Genomic DNA, 19,667 nt, shown 5'->3' on the forward strand with positions numbered 1-19,667 from the left:
TGTTGGCGAATCAGGCTAGAGATTATTTATCTGAACTGATTAATGGTAATACCCTTATATCTGAGTTTTAAAATAGAGTACGTATGGTTTCCTATAGAACTAGTATGCAGATTGTTGCAGATTTGTTGACTGTTACTGAGCAGTCAGGACAAGAGGGCATCAAAACAACATCCCTTCTAACAAAGGCAAACTTATCACATTCTAGACTATCCAAATTCCTAGAAAATTTGACTGGCGCAGGCCTAATCAATAAAATAGAATTTGACGGAAAAAACACCTTTGTAATTACACCAAAAGGAAGACAATATTTGGAGTCTTATGCAAACTTTTCAAGTATTGCAGAATCATTTGGTCTAGAACTCTAAAATCTATTTTCTGGATCTTCGTCTAGCATTTGCCTTTTGTCGTTCTTTTTTCTCCTTGTAAGAACTGTAAATGACGATAATGATTATTCCAGCAATGGAGCCGTAAAACAATGGAATGAAAGGTTGTTCACGAAGCTCACCTGTTGTTGGAGAGAAAAACGCAATTGGAATTCCAACTACCATAAAAATCAGAATTACAGTAAGATACTTGTCCACATCCTACGTAATTTACAAAACCATATATCTTTTTGAGATCACCACAAAACTCAGAGAATACATGGCAAAAATGCTAGAATTAGGAGGATTGGTTTTGATAGCAATAATGTTTGCAAGTTTTGTAGGAGCTTTCCAACCTACAGTTGAACCTGGATTATCACCATTATTCTGGGGATGTGCAGGAGCTGCCCTTACAATAATCATGTATAGAAAATTCAAAAGAAAACAAGAAGACAAAATTGAATGAAAAAAATTCAGTAATTATTAAGAATTGATCAATATTTGATTAACCGACAGATCTATAAAGGACAATTTCAGGAAAGTTATGAGGGGAATATGGCAGAGCAAACTAAACAATGGTGGGAAGGTTTAGGTAAAGAACTAGAGATTGACATTGAAACCCTTGATGAATCAAATTCTTAATAATTTAGAAATATTTTTGAAAAAAATTACAAGCCTCGGACGGGATCTGAACCCGCGACCTAACGCTTACGAGGCGTTCGCTCTACCAGGCTGAGCTACCAAGGCACGTTTGGGTAAATCCATCAGAGTTAATAAAAAGCCTTTCTGAGTTGGATTAATTGAAAAAAACAATTTCTGGAATTCGAGGTATATTCGGAGGAGATCTCAATCTAAAAGATGTGTTAGAGTTTTGTAACAACTTTTCATCGTTAATCAAATCACAAAAATGTGTAATTGGAAAAGATACAAGACCATCAGGTTCCATGATAAAAGATACAGCTAGTGCAGCATTGATGAAAAATGGAATAGATGTTTTTGATTTAGGAACTGTTCCAACACCAGTTGTTTTCAGAGAAGCAAGAAAATATGGTGCAGGAATAGTTGTATCATCATCTCACAATCCTATTGAATGGAATGGTATGAAATTCATCATTGAAGGACGAGGAATTAATGAAAAAGAACTTCCACAAATTATCCAAAAACAAGAAATCACAAAATCAAAAATTGGCACTGAGCAAGAAATTTCATCGCCATATATTGAAGATGCAGGAAAAATCATAGGAAATTTAGAAAATCAGCCCGAAATTGTAGTCGATATTGGTGGAGGTGCAGCAAAAGGATTTGCACCTGAATTGTTAGAGTCTATCGGATGCAAGGTTCACAAAATAAATGAGAACCTAGAAGGATGTTCCAGAGGTCCTGATCCTACTGCAGATAACTTGTCTGATCTTGTTTTAGCATCAGCTAAAAAAGAAATTGGGTTTGCATTTGATCTAGATGGCGATCGCCTTGTTGTAGTTAGAAATGGAGTAAAGCAAACACCAGATGTAACGCTAGGATTAGGAGTTGCAAAGTCATTAGAACTAGGATACAAGAATTTTGTTCTAAGTATTGATACAAGTGTTTCAGTTGAGAAATTTATCAAAGAAAACGGAGGAACTGTTCAAAGAACTAAAGTCGGAGAGGCAAATGTTATTGAACAAATGTTAGAAAGCAAAGCACAAGCTGGAGGAGAAGGAAGTAGCGGAGGTTTCATTTTACCTGAATTCAATTATTGCAGAGAAGGAATTCTTACCAGTGGTTTAATTTCATCTATGTTAGGAACTGAAAAGTTCAATGAGATTTTGAATTTTATGGAAAGCTATTTCCAAATCAGAGATAAGACTGAGATCGATTCACAATTTCATGACAAAGTGATTGATAAAGTACATTCAACGTTTGCTAACGAATATTCAGAAGTTAATACGTTAGATGGAATAAAAGGAATCATTGATGAAGACAGTTGGGTGTTAATTAGAAAATCAAACACTGAAGACATCATAAGAGTTTCAGCAGAATCAAATGATAAAGAAAAGTGTAAAAAAATTGTAAAAGACACGATAGAATTGGTGAAACAAAGTTATGACAAAATTAGATGAATCATCTATAATCAAAGTTTTTCAAAGAAGACTAGGAAACAAGAATTTTGTTTCTGAAGACGTGGAGGTTTTTAGTTTTGGTAAAACCAAGATTATAGCAAAAACAGACACCTTGGTAGAAAGTACTGACATTCCACCTAAAATGAAATTAGAAGACGCTGCAAGAAAAAGCATAGTAGCATGTGTAAGTGACTTTGCAGCAAAAGGAATCAAACCACAATATGGTATAATTTCAGTCAATTTTCCTTCAAACATTTCACATACAAAAATTGAAGATGCTGCTAAAGGATTTAGAAAGGCATGCAAAGAGTTTAAAATTTCCATTCTAGGTGGCGATACAAATGCAGGAAGAGAAATTGTGTTTAATGTATGCCTGTTTAGAATATCTAATGATATAGTGCTCAGAAGAGGTGCAAAGAACAAGGATCTCATTTTTGCAACAGGTCCATTTGGCTATACCGCAGCAGGATTGAGCATACTATTACACAAAAAGAAGGGAAAAAGAGAATTTGTAAAAAAAGCTGTCAAGTCAGTGCTGCGTCCAAAGCCAAGAGTAGATTTTGGGGTGAGAAATAAAAAATATTTTTCATCGTCAATGGATTCAAGTGACGGTCTATCTACTACACTAAATGAAATGTCAAAACAATCAAAAAAGAGATTTGTCATTACAAATTCTCCACACAAAAAAGATTTGGAAGATTTTGCAAGATCACAAAAGTTGAATCAAGACAAACTAGTTTTCCACGGAGGAGAAGAATACGAGTTTTTGTTTACCATTAATTCAAAATACAAAAAAACCATCCTAAAAAACGCAAAACTACTCAAGACACCAATTATTGAGATTGGTTATGTAACTACAGGCAAGGGAGTAGTCTTGCAAAGAAACAACAAAGAGATTCCTTTGAAAGATCACGGTTGGAAGCACTTTAGATAATTATTCATCGTGAGATACATCTCTTTCAACATTATTTACAATGCTAAAAACAGATTCAGCAGGCAAAGCTGCAACACACTCAGTCATCCACAAATCATCAAGGTACAACAATCGTTTTCTGTCATCTTCTGGTAAATCATCAGGGTTTGCTTCAGGATATAGTGTATGGATTTTGTATCCTTCATTTGCAATCTGTTGGCATTTTTTTTCCAAAGGAGACAAGATTACTTCGTTGATCGGATTCATTGATTGTAGTGCCATAGAACCAAACAATGCAGCAGCTACTGCAATGCCAATTGCCAAAAACAGAATAGAGCCCATATGAAGACTGATTTTTTTCAGTATAAGAATAATAGTCATTTTTGAGTCAAGGGACCAAATTAAAGCAAGATTGGAAAATCAATGTTTTTTAAACCCCTTTAGGTTTGGTAGTCATTGTCAGAAACTGAAGCCAAAGTTGAGGAAGCACCTGTCGAAGAGACAGAGGCACCTGTCGAAGAAGTTGAATCTGAGGCAGTAAAGGAAAAAGCTCAACCAGAAGCAAAGAGTGAAGGCCCAGAAAAATGGGGAATTGCCCACATTTACAGTAGTTACAATAATACAATTATTCACATGACTGATCTAACTGGTGGAGAAACTGTTGCCATCAGTTCTGGTGGAATTCATGTCAATGCAGACAGATACGAATCATCACCATTTGCTGCAATGAAAGCTGCAAATGCAGTAGTAGAATCTGCAAAAACAAAAGGATTCACAGGATTCCACATCAGAGTTCGCGCAGTAGGAGGAGTTGGTTCTAGAGTACCAGGTCCAGGTGCTCAAGCTGCAATCAGAGCATTGGCAAGAGGTGGATTTAAGATTGGAAGAATTGATGATGTTACACCTATTCCTCATGACACCACCAGAAAGAAGGGTGGAAAAAGAGGAAGAAGAGTCTAGTTAACGACTTTAATTTTTACTTTACAATTTTTAGAAGCAAAATAGTCTGTCATAAATTCAGCAAACTTTTCTTCTGGGTTACTGGTTCTGTATTTTGATAGCATGTCAGCAAACTTTTCTTCAATTCCTTGATGCAGTTCTGGTTTGAATGCAAGTTTGAAAAAAGTCCAACCAAAGTTTTTTGTTGGCTCACTGATCAGGTATCCGTTGTATCCGCCAGTCAGAGTCTCCATGTGAGATAATGCTTTTTTGATATTGAATACATCATCTGAATAGTTTTTTGTAGAAATTTCTAAAGTGATGCTCATTAGTCATCATTCTCAGATGATTGTTTACTAAGTTTATCAGTTAATGATACAAACTTGCCGTCTTGCTCAATATTGATTTTAGTTTCCATTCTGATGTGTAGTCCAACTGCTCTAAACAGTGCCAAGAGTTTTCCACCATCAAGTGTTTCGTTTAGTTCGCCTGACTTTATCAACTCAGATAATTTTTGTACAATCATTTTAGTTTCATTTGGAAATTGAGATTCTGCATTTTGCAAAACTTCCAATCCTCTAAATCCCAAAACTTTGACTAGTATGTCTCGGGGGTTTTCAGCAGGTTTAGGCGGGTCAGATGGTTTTTGAGAATCTTGTCTGGATACAAGATTTTTTTGCATCTCTGCCAATCGCTTTGCTTTTAGTCTCTCAAGTTCTGAATCTTCTTCGCTCAACCTTTAATCACACCTATAGGCACTAATTTTGCCACTTTGGTGGCAATTCCTAGATTGTGAGAAACATCAACTACCGCATCAACATCTTTGTAGGCTTGGGGTGTCTCTTCCACAACTCCATCTCGGGTCAACGCCTTGATAAAAATTCCCTTGTCGTTTAGAGATTTTTTAACATCATTTTCAGTATAATTTCGTCTTGCCTTGGAACGAGACATTGTTCTTCCAGCACCATGGGCAGTAGAACCAAAGCTAAGATTCATTGAATTTGGTTTTCCAAGCAGAATCCAACTGGAAGTTCCCATAGAACCAGGTACCAAGACAGGTTGACCCAAATGGCGATATTTTAATGGAATTTCATCTCTATTTGCAGGAAATGCTCTAGTTGCCCCTTTTCTATGAACAACCAACTTTCTTTCCTCGCCATTTACTTTGTGTTTTTCTACTTTTGCAATATTATGTGCAACATCATAAACTAATTTCATGTCAAGATCAGATTCTGTTTGATTAAACACGCGTTCAAAAGATTTTCTAGTCCAATGAGTAATCATTTGTCTATTACTCCAAGCAAAATTTAGTGCTGCAAACATTGCTTTTCTATAAGACTCACCCTCTTCAGAAGAATTAGGAACACATGCAAGTTCTCTATCAGGCAGATCAATACCATATTTTCCCATAGCCTGTTCTGAAACTCTTAGGTAATCACTGCAAACCTGATGACCAAATCCTCTTGAACCACAATGAATCAAAACAGTAATCGTTCCTTCTTTGATTCCCATTTTAGCAGCTGCTTCTTCATCATGAATCTCTGTAACTTTTTGAATTTCAAGAAAGTGATTTCCAGAACCCAAACTACCAAGTTGTGGGGCTCCTCTTTTTCTTGCTTTATCAGAAACTTTGTTTGGATCAGCATTTTGAATCTGACCATTCTCTTCACAAACATCTGAATCATTAGAAGAACCATAACCATGGTCAATTGCCCAGTTCACACCTTTCACCAGAACTTCATCAAGTTCCGAATGACTTAGTTTAACAGCACCTTTAGAACCAACACCTGATGGAATAGAGCTAAAAAGATCAGTTACTAGTTCTTTTAATTTTGAGCGAACCGTTTGTTCAGTTAAATTTGAGCGCAATAATCGCACTCCGCAGTTAATATCATAACCCACACCGCCAGGACTGATCATTCCTTCTTCAGCATCCATAGCTGCAACGCCACCAACAGGAAAACCATATCCTTCATGACCATCAGGTAAAACAACACTATGCCCCACAATTCCAGGAATTGAAGAGACGTTACGTGCTTGCATAATGGTTCTATCAGAAAGCATCTTCTCAAGCAATGCCTCATTAGCATAGATTTTCACAGGTACTTTCATACCCAAATTAGAATCAGCATCGATTTGGTATTGGTTTTCTCCAATTTTTTTTGGAGTTGTAGAAGACATGTAATCGGTAAATTTTGTGTTCAATCCAATTTAAATCATCAGAAGAATTATGCATGATTTTGTTTTTTGAAAATCATGGATAATCTTAAGTTCAATTATTACAAGTATTGTTTATGGATAATGATCCTTTTTGTCATTGTGGCTCATGTGGTCATGAAAAAGTGGATGAGTGTTATTCAAAACAGTGCTCCTGTTGTTTAACTGATCATCAAGGCGCTTTTGGAAAAAACAGATAGTAAATCAAATTTAATAATTAAATTTGAAATTGACAAGACAATTTATCTATTAGAGACTGTTTATAGAAATATGGTTCAACGAAAATTAACTAAAGAAGAAATAGAAAAACAAAAAGAAGAACAAAAAATGAGAGCAAAAGCATCAAGAGCCGCAAGAAGAAGTGGAAAAAGCATCAAAAAAGAAGGCAAGGTAAGCAAATCAAAGGCAAAAACAAAAGAAACTAGATCTCAAAAGAAAGTTGCCACAGTAAACAAATCACGATATTAAGGAGTAGATTTATTTTCCAATGGATTCAAGTTAGAACATTGGCAATTCTACCCATTGATAGTGGTCGTTATGGCACTAAAGAGATGATGGAGATTTTTAGCGAACAAAAAAAATTAATTATCAATTAGAGATAGAAGGTGCCGCAGCAATTTCTCAAAGTGAAATTGGCATGATTCCAAAAGCAGTAGGTAAAAAAATTCTCAACGCTGCTACATCAGGCAAGATTACTGCAAAAAGAATCAAACAACTAGAAGCTAAGAGTGATCACGATACTGCAGCACTAGTAGAATCACTAAGTGAAAAATGTACAAAAGATGCCAGACCATGGATTCATTATGGATTGACAAGTAATGATTTGGTCGATACAAGCAATTCAATGCAGATGCGAGATGCATTACAAATTATTGAACCAAAGGTTGCAAAGATGGCATCAATTCTTGCAAAAAAAGCTGCAAAGCATTCAAAGATTCCAGCAGTTGGAAGAACACATGGACAACATGCAAGCATCATTTCATTTGGTTTGAAATTTGCAAATTGGGCTGCAGAGATGGCAAAACATGTAGAGAGAATTGAAGAGATTAAGAAAAGAATTTTGATTTGTAAAACATTAGGTGTTGTTGGGACAGGTTCGTTAATGGGTGCAAAATCACTTGAAGTACAACGAAGAGCTGCAAAACGATTAAAATTATTCCCAGCAGAAGTTACAACACAGGTAGTTCCTAGAGAAAGATATGCAGAATATGTGTTTGAGTTGGCTTTGATTGGCGCGACTTTAGAAAAAATTGCAATAGAAATTAGAAATCTGCAGAGAACTGAGATTGGAGAAGTTGCAGAACAATTCAAAAAAGGACAGATGGGAAGTAGTGCAGTCCCTGTTAAAAGAAATCCAATCAAGAGTGAACGTGTATCATCATTATCTAAATTAGTAAGAAGTCAGGTTGCAGTATCTTTTGAAAACATTCCATTATGGCATGAACGTGATCTTTCAAATTCAGCAAACGAGAGATTTGTTATTCCTACAGTATCCATACTAGTAGATGAAATGTTAGAAACTATGACTAAAATTATTTCAAACTTGATGGTAAATGAAAAGAGAATTGTAGAAAATCTTTACATCACAAAGGGGCAGATATTTGCAGAATTTGTTTTAGAGGCACTAATCAAAAAAGGCGTGCCAAGATTTGTAGCATACAGAGATGTACAAAGAGTAGCATTTGAAGCAAATGACAAAGGAATATTCTACAAAGATGCAATCAAAAACGATAAAGCATTTTCATCAAAGCTAACTGAAAAGGAGATTGATGCCATATTTTCACCAGAGAAACATCTTGGAGCATCACCTGCAATTATTAGTAATGTACAAAAATCTGTTCAAAAAACAGTAAAAAAATTCATCTAGTCTTTAGAAGGGATTTGTGAATTTTTGAACCATATTGTAGTGCTTTCTTTCTTTTAGTACAAGACAATTCAGGAACACCAATCACACTTGCCAATTTTCGTATGATGTGTTTTCTGTACAAATCTTCAGAGTCTAAAATTTTTTCAGAGATTGGAATAGTTTTTGCAAAGTCAATGAACTCAGGAGAAAGCAGTGGTTGCAGGATTTGTACATTAAATTCAGATGCAATAAGATTTACTGCCTTCATCATCTTTAATTCATTATCTAGTTTTGACGTCATTACTTCATTGATTTTTGATTCACCTCCTGAAAACGCTTCTCGATATGCATTATAGCCACAAAACAACTCGTCAATTCCGTTTGCAGTAACTACTGTTTCAAGGCCCAAACTTTTTGCAAGTTTTGATACATAATAAAACGCAATACAATTTTCGTTCCATGAAAGATTATCAGTTTTTATTTTTTCATGAATAGTGGACGAAATAGATGGGAAAGTTTCTGAATCAATTTCTAATATATGATGAGGGTAATTCAATTGTTCATTGACCTGTTTTGCAAATAAGATGTCATGTGATTCAGAAAATCCAATAGTAAGCAAAGTAATATCATAGTTCATGTCTGAGCAAATTTTTGCAATTAGAGTACTATCAACACCTCCAGAAAAAGCAATTCCAATTTTGTTTTCTTTTACAGTTTGAGAAATTGAATTTTTGATTTTTTCAAATAACTCTTGGTATTTAGCGTCCATCTTTATTCTCTAAATTCTACAAAGGGTAATGAATCAAACTCTTTAACTATTATTTAGAATAACATACAATAGATGATGAAACTATCACAAGAAGAAATTGATGACGAGTTGAAGAATTTGCCAGGATGGAGTGTGGTAAACGAGAAACTACACAGAGAAATTGAGTTTGATAGCTTCAATCAAGCATTTGGGTTTATGACTAGAGCCGCAATGGAGATTGAGAAGATGAATCACCACCCAGAGTGGTTTAACGTGTATAATAGAATAACAATAGACTTGATGACTCATGATGCAGGCGGCATCACAAAAAATGATATCAATCTGGCTCGAATCCTAAATTCTCTAGTTTGAGTATAATTCTAGGCACAAAATTTTCAGAATTTATATAATGACTCTAGGGCAGATGATTTCACATGACAACAAGTCCCACAGTATTAGACTCTGATTTCAAGTATATTGATAAAAATGGAAATTTGCTGAGAACTCGAACAGAGCTAACAGTAGCGCAGATGCTTTCTTTTCTTGATGAAGAATACCACTACAATCACAAGATCACATTAAAAAATGGAAACGAGGTAACAGTTGATTTCAAAACTGCAAAAGGACTCATTGAGGTAATTGATAATGAGGAAGATATTGCAAAATACAAACAAATCAAAGAAGACTTTCCTGACCAAAAAATTATGGCAATTGGACATGGAAAATATGTTGCACAGATAAATGAATTACAAGATATCGTATTTTATGATAAAACACCTCAAACTGGTTCTATCTTTTTAGATGATGGATCATTTGCATTTGATTATGCACACATACTTCCACTAGTTGAGAAATGCTCCATTTTACATGGACACACATCATCAGTAATGGTAGAACTAGTTGGACAGATGAAAGACAATTTACTTGTAGACTTTGGAGTTGCAAAAAGAATCGTTAAAGAAGTTTTAACCGCATTTGATCACAAATTTTTCATTAACAGAAAATATCTAAAATCCGAAGACGACTCTCATTATGTAATTTCATTTGAGGGTCCTAAAGGAATGTTTGAATTGCAAGTTCCAAAGAATACAACTTATCTTTTAGAAGGAGAGGCAACTGTAGAGAATCTTTCAAGTGAACTTATCAAATTACTAGCACCAAAGATGCCAGCAAATGTTGAAGCAGTAGGTGTTTACATCTATGAGGGATACAACAAAGGATCTCATATCATCTCAAATATTTCAAGATAATTAAAAAATGGACCCAAAAATTACTGAAAAGGCATGGAATCCAGAGTTAGAAGCACAGGTTCTAAAAAAATGGCAGGATTCAGACATTTACAAATTCACTCCCACTGATGATAACTACACCATAGATACACCACCTCCATACCCATCAGGCAGGCCTTGGCACATTGGAGCTGCTGCTCACTACTCCCAGATAGATATGATTGCAAGAACAGCACGAATGAATGGAAAAAATGTCTATTTTCCAATTGGTATTGACAGAAATGGATTACCTGTAGAGTTCTACACTGAGAAAAAACACAACATAAGAATGAGAGAAACAGAACGCGGCGAGTTCTTGGATTTGTGCAGAGAGGCACTTGATGACTTGGAAGAAGAGATGGTACTGATTATGACAAATCTTGGTTTGAGTGGAGACTTGAAGAATCATTACAGAACAGATTCAGAAGAATATCGTGCATTAACACAATCCACATTTATCACACTATGGAAAGAGGGAAAAATCGTTCTTGCTACTAGACCAAACAACTACGATTGGGTTTCAGGAACTACAATTGCAGATGCTGAAATTGCATACCAAGACTTGCAGACAAAGCTAGTCCACATGAAATTCAAGATAAAAGATACTGATAAAGAAATCATCATTGCAAGTACAAGGCCAGAACTACTTTGTGCATGTCGTACCATTATAGTCAATCCAGAAGATGAAAGATATGCTCCATTTGTTGGTAGTAAGGTAATAGTTCCAATTACTGGTGCAGAAGTGGAAATCAAAACTCATCATTCAGCTCAGCAAGACTTTGGTTCAGGAGCTGTAATGGTTTGTAGTTATGGTGACCAAAACGATGTTGCGTTGTTTAGGGAAATGGAACTAGAAGAGATTGTTGCAATTGGACTAGATGGAAGGATGACTGAAGCTGCAGGAGCATATGCAGGCCTTAAACCAAAACAAGCAAGAGAAAAAATTATTGAAGATTTAGAATCAAATGGATTTGTAGAGAAAATTGAAGAGATTAATCACAGAACTCCAATTTCAGAAAGAAGCAAGATTCCAATTGAGATTATTCCAATGGAGGAATACTATCTCAAACAGAAAGATTCTGTTGAAAAAATGCGAAAATTAGGCTCAGAAATTACGTTTTACCCTTCTATGCACAAGCAAATTTTGATGAATTGGCTTGATTCAATTTCAATTGACTGGCCAATTTCAAGACGAAGATACTATGGAACAGAGATTCCTATCTGGTATTGCTCTAGTTGTAATGAGCCACATGTTCCTGAACCAGGAAAATATTATCAACCATGGAAGGAGAAGTGTCCAATTGAAAAATGTACAAAATGTGGAAATGGTGAATTTACTGGAGAAGATAGAACATTTGATACATGGATGGACTCTAGTGTTTCACCACTGTTTGTCTCAAAGTATCACAAGGATAAAGAATTCTTTGATAAAGTGTATCCAACATCAATTAGGCCACAAGCAAAAGATATTGTAAGAACTTGGTTGTACTATACACTTTTGCGTTGTGATATGTTAACTGGCAAAAAACCATGGACTGAAGCTTGGATTATGGGTTATGGTCTTGATGAAAAAGGGATGAAGATGAGCAAAAGCAAGGGAAATGCAATTGATCCACTTCCAGTAATTGAAAAGTTTGGTGCTGACACTTTTAGATTCTGGAGTGCTAGTGAAATTAATCACGGTTATGACTTTAGATGCAATGAACAAAAAATAGAATCAACAAAGAAATTTTTGAGCAAGCTATGGAATGTCTCCAGATTCTTGTCTAGCTTTCCTGTAATCAAAGATGCAAAACCTACAACTGTTGACAAGTGGATTTTATCAGAACTAAACAACTTGATTAAGGATTGTAAGAAAGGATATGACCAATACAATTTCTTTGTTCCAGCAATTGCAATTAGAGAATTCACATGGAATCTTTTTGCAGCTCACTACATTGAGATGGTCAAAAAACGTGCCTACGGGGAAGGATTTTCAGAAGAAGAAAGAGATGCTGCAATTTACACCCTACACAAGACACTCTCAACAATTCTAAAACTATTAGCACCAATCACTCCATTTATCACAGAACATCTCTGGCAGACACTATACTCTGAGACTAGCATCCACACAGAAAGACAAGTGGAAGCAGAAGAAGTAGAGGACTATTCCAAAATAACAGAAGAGGTTGTTCAGTTCAACTCTAAGGTCTGGAATGAGAAAAAGGCAAAGGAGTTGTCATTGCGTGACTCTATTGCAACTGAGATTCCTGAGAGTTTGTCAGAATTTAAGAAAGATTTGCAGTCAATGCATAATTTAGAATAAAATCTTTAGAAGATTAAACTGTAATTGCTTTGAATTCATTGAGTTTTCTTATTCCTTCAAATTCTATATCAAATTTAGCTTTTTCTTTGAATGAAAAATCTAATTTTATAACATCAGATAGAAGCTTTATTCCCTCTTGAATTTTTCCAGATTTGATAAAAGATGATGCTTTGTTGTAAAGCGTAGTTGGGTTGTTAGGTTTTTCTTTTAGAACTTTATCATAACAATCTATAGCAATATCACATTGTCCCAGATAATGGTGAGCCAATCCTTTGTTAAGTAACGCCAAGAGATTTTTTTCTTGTAAAAGAACATTATCGTATTGGATAATTGCTTGCTCGTATCTGGCAAGCTGTCCTAAGATATGCCCTTTTTTTAGCAAGGCTTGGATATGGTTTGGATCTTGTGCAAGGACTTTATCATAAATTATCAGTGCATCTTTTGGATTACCTAGATTCATCAATGTCTGACCATTTTTTATCAGAGATTCAATTGTATCAGACATCAAGTAATGGTTTGATTTTATTTTCTATAAATTCTTCTGATACTCTAGTTTGTCAGAATTTAAGAAAGATTTGCAGTCAATGCATAATTTAGAATAAAACATGTGCATTACGATCAATGTTACAAATTGAATCCATAGAGTATTGCTCAGACATTCTTTTCTTCTTAACTTGAGGTAAATGATTTGAACACCATTTTGTTTTTGGCACCAATTACAATTACACTTGTGATTGAAACAACTAGGATCATCATTGCAATTGTCCCAAATTCAGGAACTATGTTAACGTCAATAGATTCTCCATTAGATATAATCATGGAACTACTTCCAACATGGTGTAATGTGATAGTAATACTCACATTATCATTACTAGGTAATGCTTGTGTAAGATGGTTACGAATACCCATTTGTTGATTTATCATTGTTTCGTACAAAATGACTTCATTATTTTGAGATGCTAAAATATCATAGTTTACATCGACTAATTCTTTTCCATTCTTATCAGTAAACCTTACATTAATTGTCATGTGTTCACGCTCTACAGGTTCTGAAGCTGTAACAAATATCCAAACAGACCCATCTTCAGAAACAGTCTGAGTTTCTATCATAGAGCCAAGATGATTTGCACCAATACTCAATTCAGCTTTTGAACTAACTGTCTCTTCTGCAAATGCAAATGTGTGAAAATTTGCAACAGCAAATATTGTTACAAGTAATATTGAAAAGCATAAAATTTTTTGTCCTGGATTCTTTTTTGTTGCCATGTATAGTATGTGAATTCGGGAATATTAACAAACGCTGACTTTTCTGTTACTTTTATCGACAAATTTGTCAGAATTATGAACCGTTTGTCAAGGAATTGCATTTGAAATTGTTGAGATTTTGTGCCTAACAATATTCTAATTCATACTAATTGATTCTTGTTTGAAAAATGATCCAGTACTTAAGTAAGAAAGACGTAGTAATAACCTGATAACAACTGATAATCTAAGATCTTGTGATAATTGTGGAAATGTATTCTTGAAAAAATTAGGAGAAAAAATCACAAATAGATGTCCTGCATGCAATGTGTGGAAAAAGGAAATACTCAGTTAATGAATTTCAAAGTTTTCAAAAATATTAAAAAAATCTTACATGTTCTATACGCGTATCTTACTATTAAGGAGCCCTTTACATTAAGATACAAGAGCAGGTTATTACAGTGAAAGTGTAATTAACATCATGAATACTGCTCCATCATACGGACAAAAAAGATGTTCTGACTGCAAAACAAACAGATGTCAAAATGGTTGTAATTGTGATTGTCATTGGGAGCCATAAACAATTTTGACACACGGTATTTTTACTCAAGAAACATGTACTCATGATGCCAAAGTCAGGATGGCAGGACTCAAGGACATGTATGAATGCACTAATTGCCATAAATTCATCCCTATTGTTGAATCAAAAGTACTCTGATCTTTTGTTTTGTTTAGAGAAAAAAAGAGGATTGTTAATCCTCAGATTATAAAGAACTATTTCTTTTTTGAAGCTTTTTTAGTTGTTGTTTTAGCTGCTGCTTTTTTCTTGGCTGCCATGAAAGGTCATTAGTTTACTAGGATTTCTATAGGTGAAATTAAAAAAAGTACACAAAACAAGTACTATTGGAAGTACAATTTAGGAAGTACAATTTAGGATTCACAACCTATCCCATCTTTGTCTGCATCAAGTCTATGTGGATCAGGTTGTAACACTGTGAACCTCTTTTGGGATATATCTCCACAATCCAAATCAGGTGAAGAGGAAGGTATACAGAAATCAGGATACGATGGATCACAGTTTGTAGTTTGTTGGGTGGTTGGTTCATTTTCAAAAGTACCACATCCATGTTTTAGTGCCCATGGTTGAGTAGAAAATTCGCTTTGATCACAAAATGCTGAATAAAGGTCTCCAAGACCTGAATCAAGTACCTCTTGGTTTAGATTCATACCATTACAATGAATCACTCCCAAAATTCTACCGTATTTGTCTTGAAGCTGGTTATCATCTTGGTCAACTACAACTGCAGAACCAACTGGACAAAGCTCTTCAACAAAGCTGCTAGCTTGCCCACCATCATATTTTAATTCAGGAGCATCAACTAATGCAAATCGGATAGATTGCCCATCCACTTTGATTGTATCCCCGTCAATTACTGAAGTTACAATTCCAGAAATGCATCTAGCAGTACCCAAACATTGAGATGAAACGTCAGGTTTGGTAGAAATATCTTGAGAGTACGTCTCTTTATTTTCAGAGTTTGGATTCGATAATGCAAAAACTCCAAGTGCAATAACTGCAATTCCAATTACTAGAGGTATTGCTTTGTTCACGACATGTTTAGAATTAAAGTTTATTTAGATAAATCTATAGAAATTGAATTTTTTTGGGATTAATTTTTTGAATCTTTGACTAGATTTACAAAATACTTGTGAACTGCCAAATCGTCAGTCAATTCAGGATGAAAAGAGGTTCCAATTATGTTGCCTTTTTTGATTGCAACAATTTTTTCATTGAATTTTGCAAGTACTTCAATATCGCCAGATGTAGACGAGATTGCAGGTGCACGAATAAAGACTCCGTTGTAACTTGGAATTCCAATAGAATCCATTGAAATGTTTGCTTCAAATGATTCTCGTTGTCTGCCAAAAGAGTTTCTTTCAAGTTCAATATCTAGAAAATCAAATAATGGTTGCTCTGTTTTTCCTACAACTCTATCACTAGCATTGTTTGCCAATAGTATCATTCCTGCACATATTCCTAAAACAGGCATTCCAGATTCTACTTTTTGTTTGATTACTTTTTGAGAGCCATTTACTAGAGATAATTGTCCAATGGTAGTACTTTCACCACCAGGAATAACTAGTCCATCCATTTGAGATATTTCGTCAGGAGTTTTTACAACATGAACGGTTGCATCTTGGTTTAGGTCAGCAATTGATGCCACCAAAGAAGATACATTTTCAGCAACATCACCTTGTATTGCTAGAATACCAATTTTGGCACTCATGCAGAACCGCCTCTATCTTGCATACGTAATTCTAGTGTTTTAACATCTAATCCAAGCATTGATTGTCTTTCATCAATCATTTTTTGTGCTTCTTTGACTTTGTCAGTCTCATTCCAGAAAGTAGTTGCCAAGACAATTGCTCTTGCACGCTCTTTTGCATCATTGGCATTAAAAATTCCAGAACCAACAAAGATTCCATCACATCCCAATGACATTAGGTATGCTGCATCAGCTGGTGTTGCAATTCCACCGGCAGCAAAGTTCACAACAGGTAATCTGCCAAGTTTTGCTGTTTGCTCAATAATATCATAAGACACTTTGAACTCTCTTGCCATTCTAACCAAGTCTTGGTTGTCTCCAGAATCATAAATTGATTTTATTGTTCTTAATTCATCATTTACTTTTTTAATATGAGTAATAGCTTCTGCAACATTTCCTGTTCCAGGTTCTCCTTTTGTTCTAATCATAGCTGCACCTTCTTCAATTCTTCTCAAAGCTTCTGCCAAAGATCGTGCACCGTTTACAACAGGAGTTGTGAGATCCCATTTCCAAATGTGACGAAGTTCATCAGCTGGAGTTAACACTTCTGATTCATCAATCATATCAACATCAGTTTCTTGCAAAACAAGTGCTTCATTGACATGACCAATTCTGCATTTTGCCATTACAGGAATTGTAACTGAATCCATAATATCTTCAATAATTCTAATACTTGCAGTTCTTGCAACGCCTCCTGCTTTTCTAACATCAGAAGGAAGTTTGTCTAGAACCATCACAGATACTGCGCCTGCTTCTTCTGCAATCTGAGCTTGCTCAACAGTTGTGACATCCATTACAACTCCGTTCTTTAGCATGTGGGCAAATCCACGTTTTAGAGTTGATGAACCACGAATAATATCAGCAGAGTCTGATTTATCAGAAATTATACCCTTTGCGTCTTTGCGTTCTCCAGATAGTGGAAGCATAGTATAATTTTGCCCAAATGGCTATTTGTACCTATTCACTAATTTCAGAAATTATCCGGTCTAGTTCTGATTCAACCATGGTAACTATTGGGGGAATAAAACCATCAGTTGCGTTTTGCTCTGGCCAATGAATTTGGTTTACGCGTCCGTTTAGAGTCACCTTGACATTAGACTTTTGGTATTCAGTCACGTTTTCAAGAATTGGAAAAGACTCAGACGGAATTGCCATGAATCCTGTCTCCTTGATTAGTGCCTTGATTTTGTTTAGTTTTTTTTCATCAAGACTAGAACGAATGTCAGGTTGAAGATATCCTTGCTCTGTCACTGAATACTTTATCTCGCCGTCATTTTTTATAACAAGAATCTCAGTCTTTTGTGCACCAGTTCTCTCAGTTACTCCATAATCAATTGTCTTTAGTTGATGTTTTGTGTATTCGATTTCAATTCTATCAAAAGAGTTAGCTGCTGAAATTGGAATTTCGTTTTTTGTTAGTAATGGAACGGAAATCAGTAATGCAACAATTACTGGAATTGCACCTAATGCTAAGAGAATGGGTTTTACCATAATTTGTCGACTGTAACAAATGAAAAATTATTGCAAATAAATCTTGGTTAAAAGTAACTTAAAATTCAAGTCCGATTCATTCTTGATTGTGGGGTCGTAGCCTAGCCTGGTAGGGCGACAGTGTCTACGAAAAAAGATCACCGCTAAGGGCTCCAGAGGTAAACTAAGCTAAACTGACTCACGGATGATGTAAGTTTGGAGCTGTAGTGACCCGTAGGTCGCCGGTTCGATTCCGGTCGGCCCCACGTCCTCTAGATTTCTTGTCTTACTTTTGTAAAAAAATAATTGTGTTATCCGGAGTTTTTCTCCGGAGTTACGCACAAAAAAAGAAGATTTTGCGGAGTTAGTTATGAAAATTCAAGTGACTTTGATCTTTGATAAACTTTTGTAGTATTTTTTGCTCCTTGCGCACATATTTGATTAGGTCATCCACTGTAGTCTTTTGCGTTACTAAGTTTAGTATTTGCTTTAAAATTCGAAATTTTTTTAAGGGATCGGATTCAGCGTCGTAGTTTTTCCAGTATTCTTTTTTGATAACTGGGAGTGTTTCCATTTCATTTTTCTCCTTATTACGAAATTCATCAGATAACAGATATTTGATAAAATTTATTCTGTGTTCTCTTAATTTTTTAAGTAATTTATAGAATTTTGTTTTTTCCATAGGATATCCATGGGATTTTAGATATGCTAGTGATTCAGATTCAGATAATCCTTTATCAATGCAATGTATGATGTGATCCATTCGATCTAATTTGTTGTTGTTTTGTTTCATGAAATACATTACAACAACTTTGTTTTGTATTGATTGGTTAATTTTTTGTTATCAAGTAAAGAGATCAAATTGTTTTATGATAAATTGTTGTAGTGAAAAATTCTAAAATGAAGTTGGTGAGCTAACAGCGAGCTAACAGCGAGATAGTAAAAGTTACAATCGGAATTAATCACAAAAACTTTTTTGTTTTTTCCAAAAACTTCTCTTAAGGAGAATTGTTTGTTTAGTTCAAATCTCCCTATTAATTTAAGTTTGAATTCGACCGGACAAGTAGAGCAAGTTGTCTCTAAAAAAGTCCCATTTATTCCTAAAATTTTGAAAATTAATGATTGAGAGATTTGGAATGGTGTCAAGGATTAGACAATATTGTCTCGTTTTTCTAAATTATGTTTAGCACAAAGAATTTGTATATTTTCAGCAGTTATTGAAGTTCCACCTTTAGAGTGAGGGATTACATGGTCAAAATGCAGGTTTTCTTTAGAACCACATTTAACACATTTTCCTTCATCTCTCTTCCAAACTTCTTGTTTTATTTTTGTAGGAATAATACGTCTGTTGTCAAGCTTGGTTTGTTTTCGTGATTCTACTTCTTCAGTAGTTGCTTCAAGTCTAAATTTGAAAACATTTCGGTTACCGTCTGATTCAGTCCAAGAATCAGTCAAATTGAAAACACCATTGTAAGCCCATATTCCAGGTTTAATTTTTTCATAAACTCGAACTTTTTCAGCATCTCTTCTTCCTTTTTTAAAATTTTGAGCTGCGTAATGGAATTTTCCATTACGTGTTAATGTTCCAATACGTGAAGTTTCAGGTTGATCAACAGATTTAGGATTTTTGACACCCCAATTTTTTGGAACGTCATGGCCTTCATAAATTAAGGTCAATCCATTATCTTTCAATTCATCTTGATATGGCGCATTAGGGGCCTGAGACATTAAAATGACAGAATATGTTCCACCAATCTCAAAATTCATTCCATGTTGTAGATGAATACCATTTTCTCGTTTAACCATTTCATCATAATCGATAATATCAGTACTCAAAGACAAATTTGATAGGGTATCTGTGTTAATATGAATTTCTTACTTTTCATGTTACATTTCAAGACACTAGTTCCTTTTAGTTCGGAGATTCCGTG

General features: G+C 35.0%; 24 protein-coding genes, 2 tRNA genes and 1 pseudogene. 12 read left to right on the top strand and 15 right to left on the bottom strand.

Annotated features, from left to right (window positions below):
* Positions 1 to 104: 104 nt before the first annotated feature.
* Positions 105 to 365: a winged helix-turn-helix domain-containing protein gene (locus tag NKOR_RS07835; protein ID WP_014963822.1), complete on the top strand. Its 261-nt coding sequence runs from the start codon at positions 105 to 107 to the stop codon at positions 363 to 365.
* Between the two features lie 3 nt (positions 366 to 368).
* On the opposite strand, the gene NKOR_RS07840 is transcribed toward NKOR_RS07835, so the two are convergent.
* On the bottom strand, positions 369 to 581 hold the full coding sequence (locus NKOR_RS07840; protein WP_014963823.1) for a hypothetical protein: 213 nt from the start codon (positions 579 to 581) through the stop codon (positions 369 to 371).
* On the opposite strand from NKOR_RS07840, the gene NKOR_RS07845 reads away from it, so the two are divergent.
* Complete coding sequence (locus tag NKOR_RS07845; protein WP_232202989.1) at positions 574 to 828, top strand: hypothetical protein; 255 nt, start codon at positions 574 to 576, stop codon at positions 826 to 828. The genes NKOR_RS07840 and NKOR_RS07845 overlap by 8 nt on opposite strands.
* A gap of 35 nt (positions 829 to 863) precedes the next feature.
* On the top strand, positions 864 to 1,004 hold the full coding sequence (locus tag NKOR_RS10105) for a hypothetical protein (RefSeq protein ID WP_016939462.1): 141 nt from the start codon (positions 864 to 866) through the stop codon (positions 1,002 to 1,004).
* 31 nt (positions 1,005 to 1,035) lie between these two features.
* Here the strand turns inward: NKOR_RS10105 and NKOR_RS07850 are convergent.
* Positions 1,036 to 1,109, bottom strand: a tRNA-Thr gene (locus NKOR_RS07850).
* A 53-nt stretch (positions 1,110 to 1,162) separates the two neighbouring features.
* Between NKOR_RS07850 and NKOR_RS07855 the strand changes: the two genes are divergently transcribed.
* Positions 1,163 to 2,461 (top strand): phosphomannomutase, encoded by a 1,299-nt coding sequence (locus tag NKOR_RS07855; protein WP_014963825.1) that lies wholly within the window; start codon positions 1,163 to 1,165, stop codon positions 2,459 to 2,461.
* Positions 2,445 to 3,395: a thiamine-phosphate kinase gene (gene thiL / locus NKOR_RS07860; protein ID WP_014963826.1), complete on the top strand. Its 951-nt coding sequence runs from the start codon at positions 2,445 to 2,447 to the stop codon at positions 3,393 to 3,395. The genes NKOR_RS07855 and thiL overlap by 17 nt, the downstream gene beginning before the upstream one ends.
* Here the strand turns inward: thiL and NKOR_RS07865 are convergent, their stop codons facing one another.
* The gene (locus NKOR_RS07865) at positions 3,396 to 3,755 is read right to left on the bottom strand and encodes a hypothetical protein (RefSeq protein WP_232202990.1); all 360 of its coding nucleotides are present in this window, start codon (positions 3,753 to 3,755) and stop codon (positions 3,396 to 3,398) included.
* A 75-nt stretch (positions 3,756 to 3,830) separates the two neighbouring features.
* Here NKOR_RS07865 and NKOR_RS07870 point away from each other — a divergent pair, with 75 nt between their 5' ends.
* Positions 3,831 to 4,334: a 30S ribosomal protein S11 gene (locus tag NKOR_RS07870; protein WP_014963828.1), complete on the top strand. Its 504-nt coding sequence runs from the start codon at positions 3,831 to 3,833 to the stop codon at positions 4,332 to 4,334.
* Here the strand turns inward: NKOR_RS07870 and NKOR_RS07875 are convergent.
* Genes NKOR_RS07875 through NKOR_RS07885 form a run of 3 tightly spaced genes read right to left on the bottom strand, consistent with a single transcriptional unit; the run spans position 4,331 to position 6,494 of the window.
* Positions 4,331 to 4,642 carry a hypothetical protein gene (locus NKOR_RS07875; protein ID WP_014963829.1) on the bottom strand — a complete coding sequence of 104 codons (312 nt, stop codon included), beginning with the start codon at positions 4,640 to 4,642 and terminating at the stop codon, positions 4,331 to 4,333. The two genes, NKOR_RS07870 and NKOR_RS07875, sit on opposite strands and share 4 nt — an antisense overlap.
* Positions 4,642 to 5,049 carry a DNA-binding protein gene (locus NKOR_RS07880; protein ID WP_014963830.1) on the bottom strand — a complete coding sequence of 136 codons (408 nt, stop codon included), beginning with the start codon at positions 5,047 to 5,049 and terminating at the stop codon, positions 4,642 to 4,644. Before NKOR_RS07880 ends, NKOR_RS07875 begins: the two co-directional genes overlap by 1 nt.
* Complete coding sequence (locus tag NKOR_RS07885) at positions 5,046 to 6,494, bottom strand: RtcB family protein (protein WP_014963831.1); 1,449 nt, start codon at positions 6,492 to 6,494, stop codon at positions 5,046 to 5,048. The genes NKOR_RS07880 and NKOR_RS07885 overlap by 4 nt, the downstream gene beginning before the upstream one ends.
* A gap of 306 nt (positions 6,495 to 6,800) precedes the next feature.
* Between NKOR_RS07885 and NKOR_RS07890 the strand changes: the two genes are divergently transcribed.
* Together NKOR_RS07890 and purB are read left to right on the top strand one after the other, a co-directional pair.
* The gene (locus NKOR_RS07890) at positions 6,801 to 6,998 is read left to right on the top strand and encodes a hypothetical protein (RefSeq protein WP_232202991.1); all 198 of its coding nucleotides are present in this window, start codon (positions 6,801 to 6,803) and stop codon (positions 6,996 to 6,998) included.
* Between the two features lie 38 nt (positions 6,999 to 7,036).
* Positions 7,037 to 8,397: pseudogene (purB, locus tag NKOR_RS07895) on the top strand (adenylosuccinate lyase).
* On the opposite strand, the gene NKOR_RS07900 reads toward purB, so the two are convergent.
* Positions 8,390 to 9,145, bottom strand: a complete 756-nt coding sequence (locus NKOR_RS07900) for an asparagine synthase C-terminal domain-containing protein (protein WP_014963834.1) — start codon at positions 9,143 to 9,145, stop codon at positions 8,390 to 8,392. The pseudogene purB and the gene NKOR_RS07900 overlap by 8 nt on opposite strands.
* Before the next feature lie 72 nt (positions 9,146 to 9,217).
* Between NKOR_RS07900 and NKOR_RS07905 the strand changes: the two genes are divergently transcribed.
* The 3 genes from NKOR_RS07905 to NKOR_RS07915 all read left to right on the top strand — a co-directional run bounded on the left by NKOR_RS07905 (position 9,218) and on the right by NKOR_RS07915 (position 12,697).
* Positions 9,218 to 9,496, top strand: coding sequence for a 4a-hydroxytetrahydrobiopterin dehydratase (locus tag NKOR_RS07905; protein ID WP_016939465.1), 279 nt, complete (start codon positions 9,218 to 9,220; stop codon positions 9,494 to 9,496).
* Between the two features lie 62 nt (positions 9,497 to 9,558).
* A complete protein-coding gene (locus tag NKOR_RS07910; protein ID WP_014963836.1) occupies positions 9,559 to 10,374 on the top strand; it encodes a 6-pyruvoyl trahydropterin synthase family protein in 816 nt (271 codons plus the stop codon).
* A gap of 7 nt (positions 10,375 to 10,381) precedes the next feature.
* On the top strand, positions 10,382 to 12,697 hold the full coding sequence (locus tag NKOR_RS07915) for a valine--tRNA ligase (protein ID WP_014963837.1): 2,316 nt from the start codon (positions 10,382 to 10,384) through the stop codon (positions 12,695 to 12,697).
* A gap of 13 nt (positions 12,698 to 12,710) precedes the next feature.
* On the opposite strand, the gene NKOR_RS07920 is transcribed toward NKOR_RS07915, so the two are convergent.
* The 6 genes from NKOR_RS07920 to NKOR_RS07945 form a co-directional block, all read right to left on the bottom strand.
* Positions 12,711 to 13,202, bottom strand: coding sequence for a tetratricopeptide repeat protein (locus NKOR_RS07920; protein ID WP_014963838.1), 492 nt, complete (start codon positions 13,200 to 13,202; stop codon positions 12,711 to 12,713).
* Positions 13,203 to 13,366: 164 nt separating this feature from the next.
* Complete coding sequence (locus NKOR_RS07925) at positions 13,367 to 13,963, bottom strand: PEFG-CTERM sorting domain-containing protein (protein WP_014963839.1); 597 nt, start codon at positions 13,961 to 13,963, stop codon at positions 13,367 to 13,369.
* 906 nt (positions 13,964 to 14,869) lie between these two features.
* Complete coding sequence (locus tag NKOR_RS07930; RefSeq protein ID WP_014963840.1) at positions 14,870 to 15,550, bottom strand: thermonuclease family protein; 681 nt, start codon at positions 15,548 to 15,550, stop codon at positions 14,870 to 14,872.
* A 59-nt stretch (positions 15,551 to 15,609) separates the two neighbouring features.
* Positions 15,610 to 16,227 carry a pyridoxal 5'-phosphate synthase glutaminase subunit PdxT gene (gene pdxT, locus NKOR_RS07935; protein WP_014963841.1) on the bottom strand — a complete coding sequence of 206 codons (618 nt, stop codon included), beginning with the start codon at positions 16,225 to 16,227 and terminating at the stop codon, positions 15,610 to 15,612.
* Positions 16,224 to 17,192 (bottom strand): pyridoxal 5'-phosphate synthase lyase subunit PdxS, encoded by a 969-nt coding sequence (gene pdxS / locus NKOR_RS07940; RefSeq protein WP_014963842.1) that lies wholly within the window; start codon positions 17,190 to 17,192, stop codon positions 16,224 to 16,226. Before pdxS ends, pdxT begins: the two co-directional genes overlap by 4 nt.
* A 31-nt stretch (positions 17,193 to 17,223) precedes the next feature.
* Positions 17,224 to 17,757 (bottom strand): hypothetical protein, encoded by a 534-nt coding sequence (locus NKOR_RS07945; protein ID WP_014963843.1) that lies wholly within the window; start codon positions 17,755 to 17,757, stop codon positions 17,224 to 17,226.
* A 90-nt stretch (positions 17,758 to 17,847) separates the two neighbouring features.
* Here NKOR_RS07945 and NKOR_RS10110 point away from each other — a divergent pair.
* A tRNA-Trp gene (locus tag NKOR_RS10110) sits at positions 17,848 to 18,002 on the top strand.
* 98 nt (positions 18,003 to 18,100) lie between these two features.
* Here the strand turns inward: NKOR_RS10110 and NKOR_RS07955 are convergent.
* Together NKOR_RS07955 and NKOR_RS07960 are read right to left on the bottom strand one after the other, a co-directional pair.
* Positions 18,101 to 18,529: a hypothetical protein gene (locus NKOR_RS07955; RefSeq protein WP_014963844.1), complete on the bottom strand. Its 429-nt coding sequence runs from the start codon at positions 18,527 to 18,529 to the stop codon at positions 18,101 to 18,103.
* A gap of 356 nt (positions 18,530 to 18,885) precedes the next feature.
* Positions 18,886 to 19,572: an HNH endonuclease gene (locus NKOR_RS07960; RefSeq protein WP_014963845.1), complete on the bottom strand. Its 687-nt coding sequence runs from the start codon at positions 19,570 to 19,572 to the stop codon at positions 18,886 to 18,888.
* Between the last annotated feature and the right edge of the window lie 95 nt (positions 19,573 to 19,667).

Source organism: Candidatus Nitrosopumilus koreensis AR1, assembly GCF_000299365.1.
In the GTDB taxonomy this organism is placed as follows: domain Archaea; phylum Thermoproteota; class Nitrososphaeria; order Nitrososphaerales; family Nitrosopumilaceae; genus Nitrosopumilus; species Nitrosopumilus koreensis.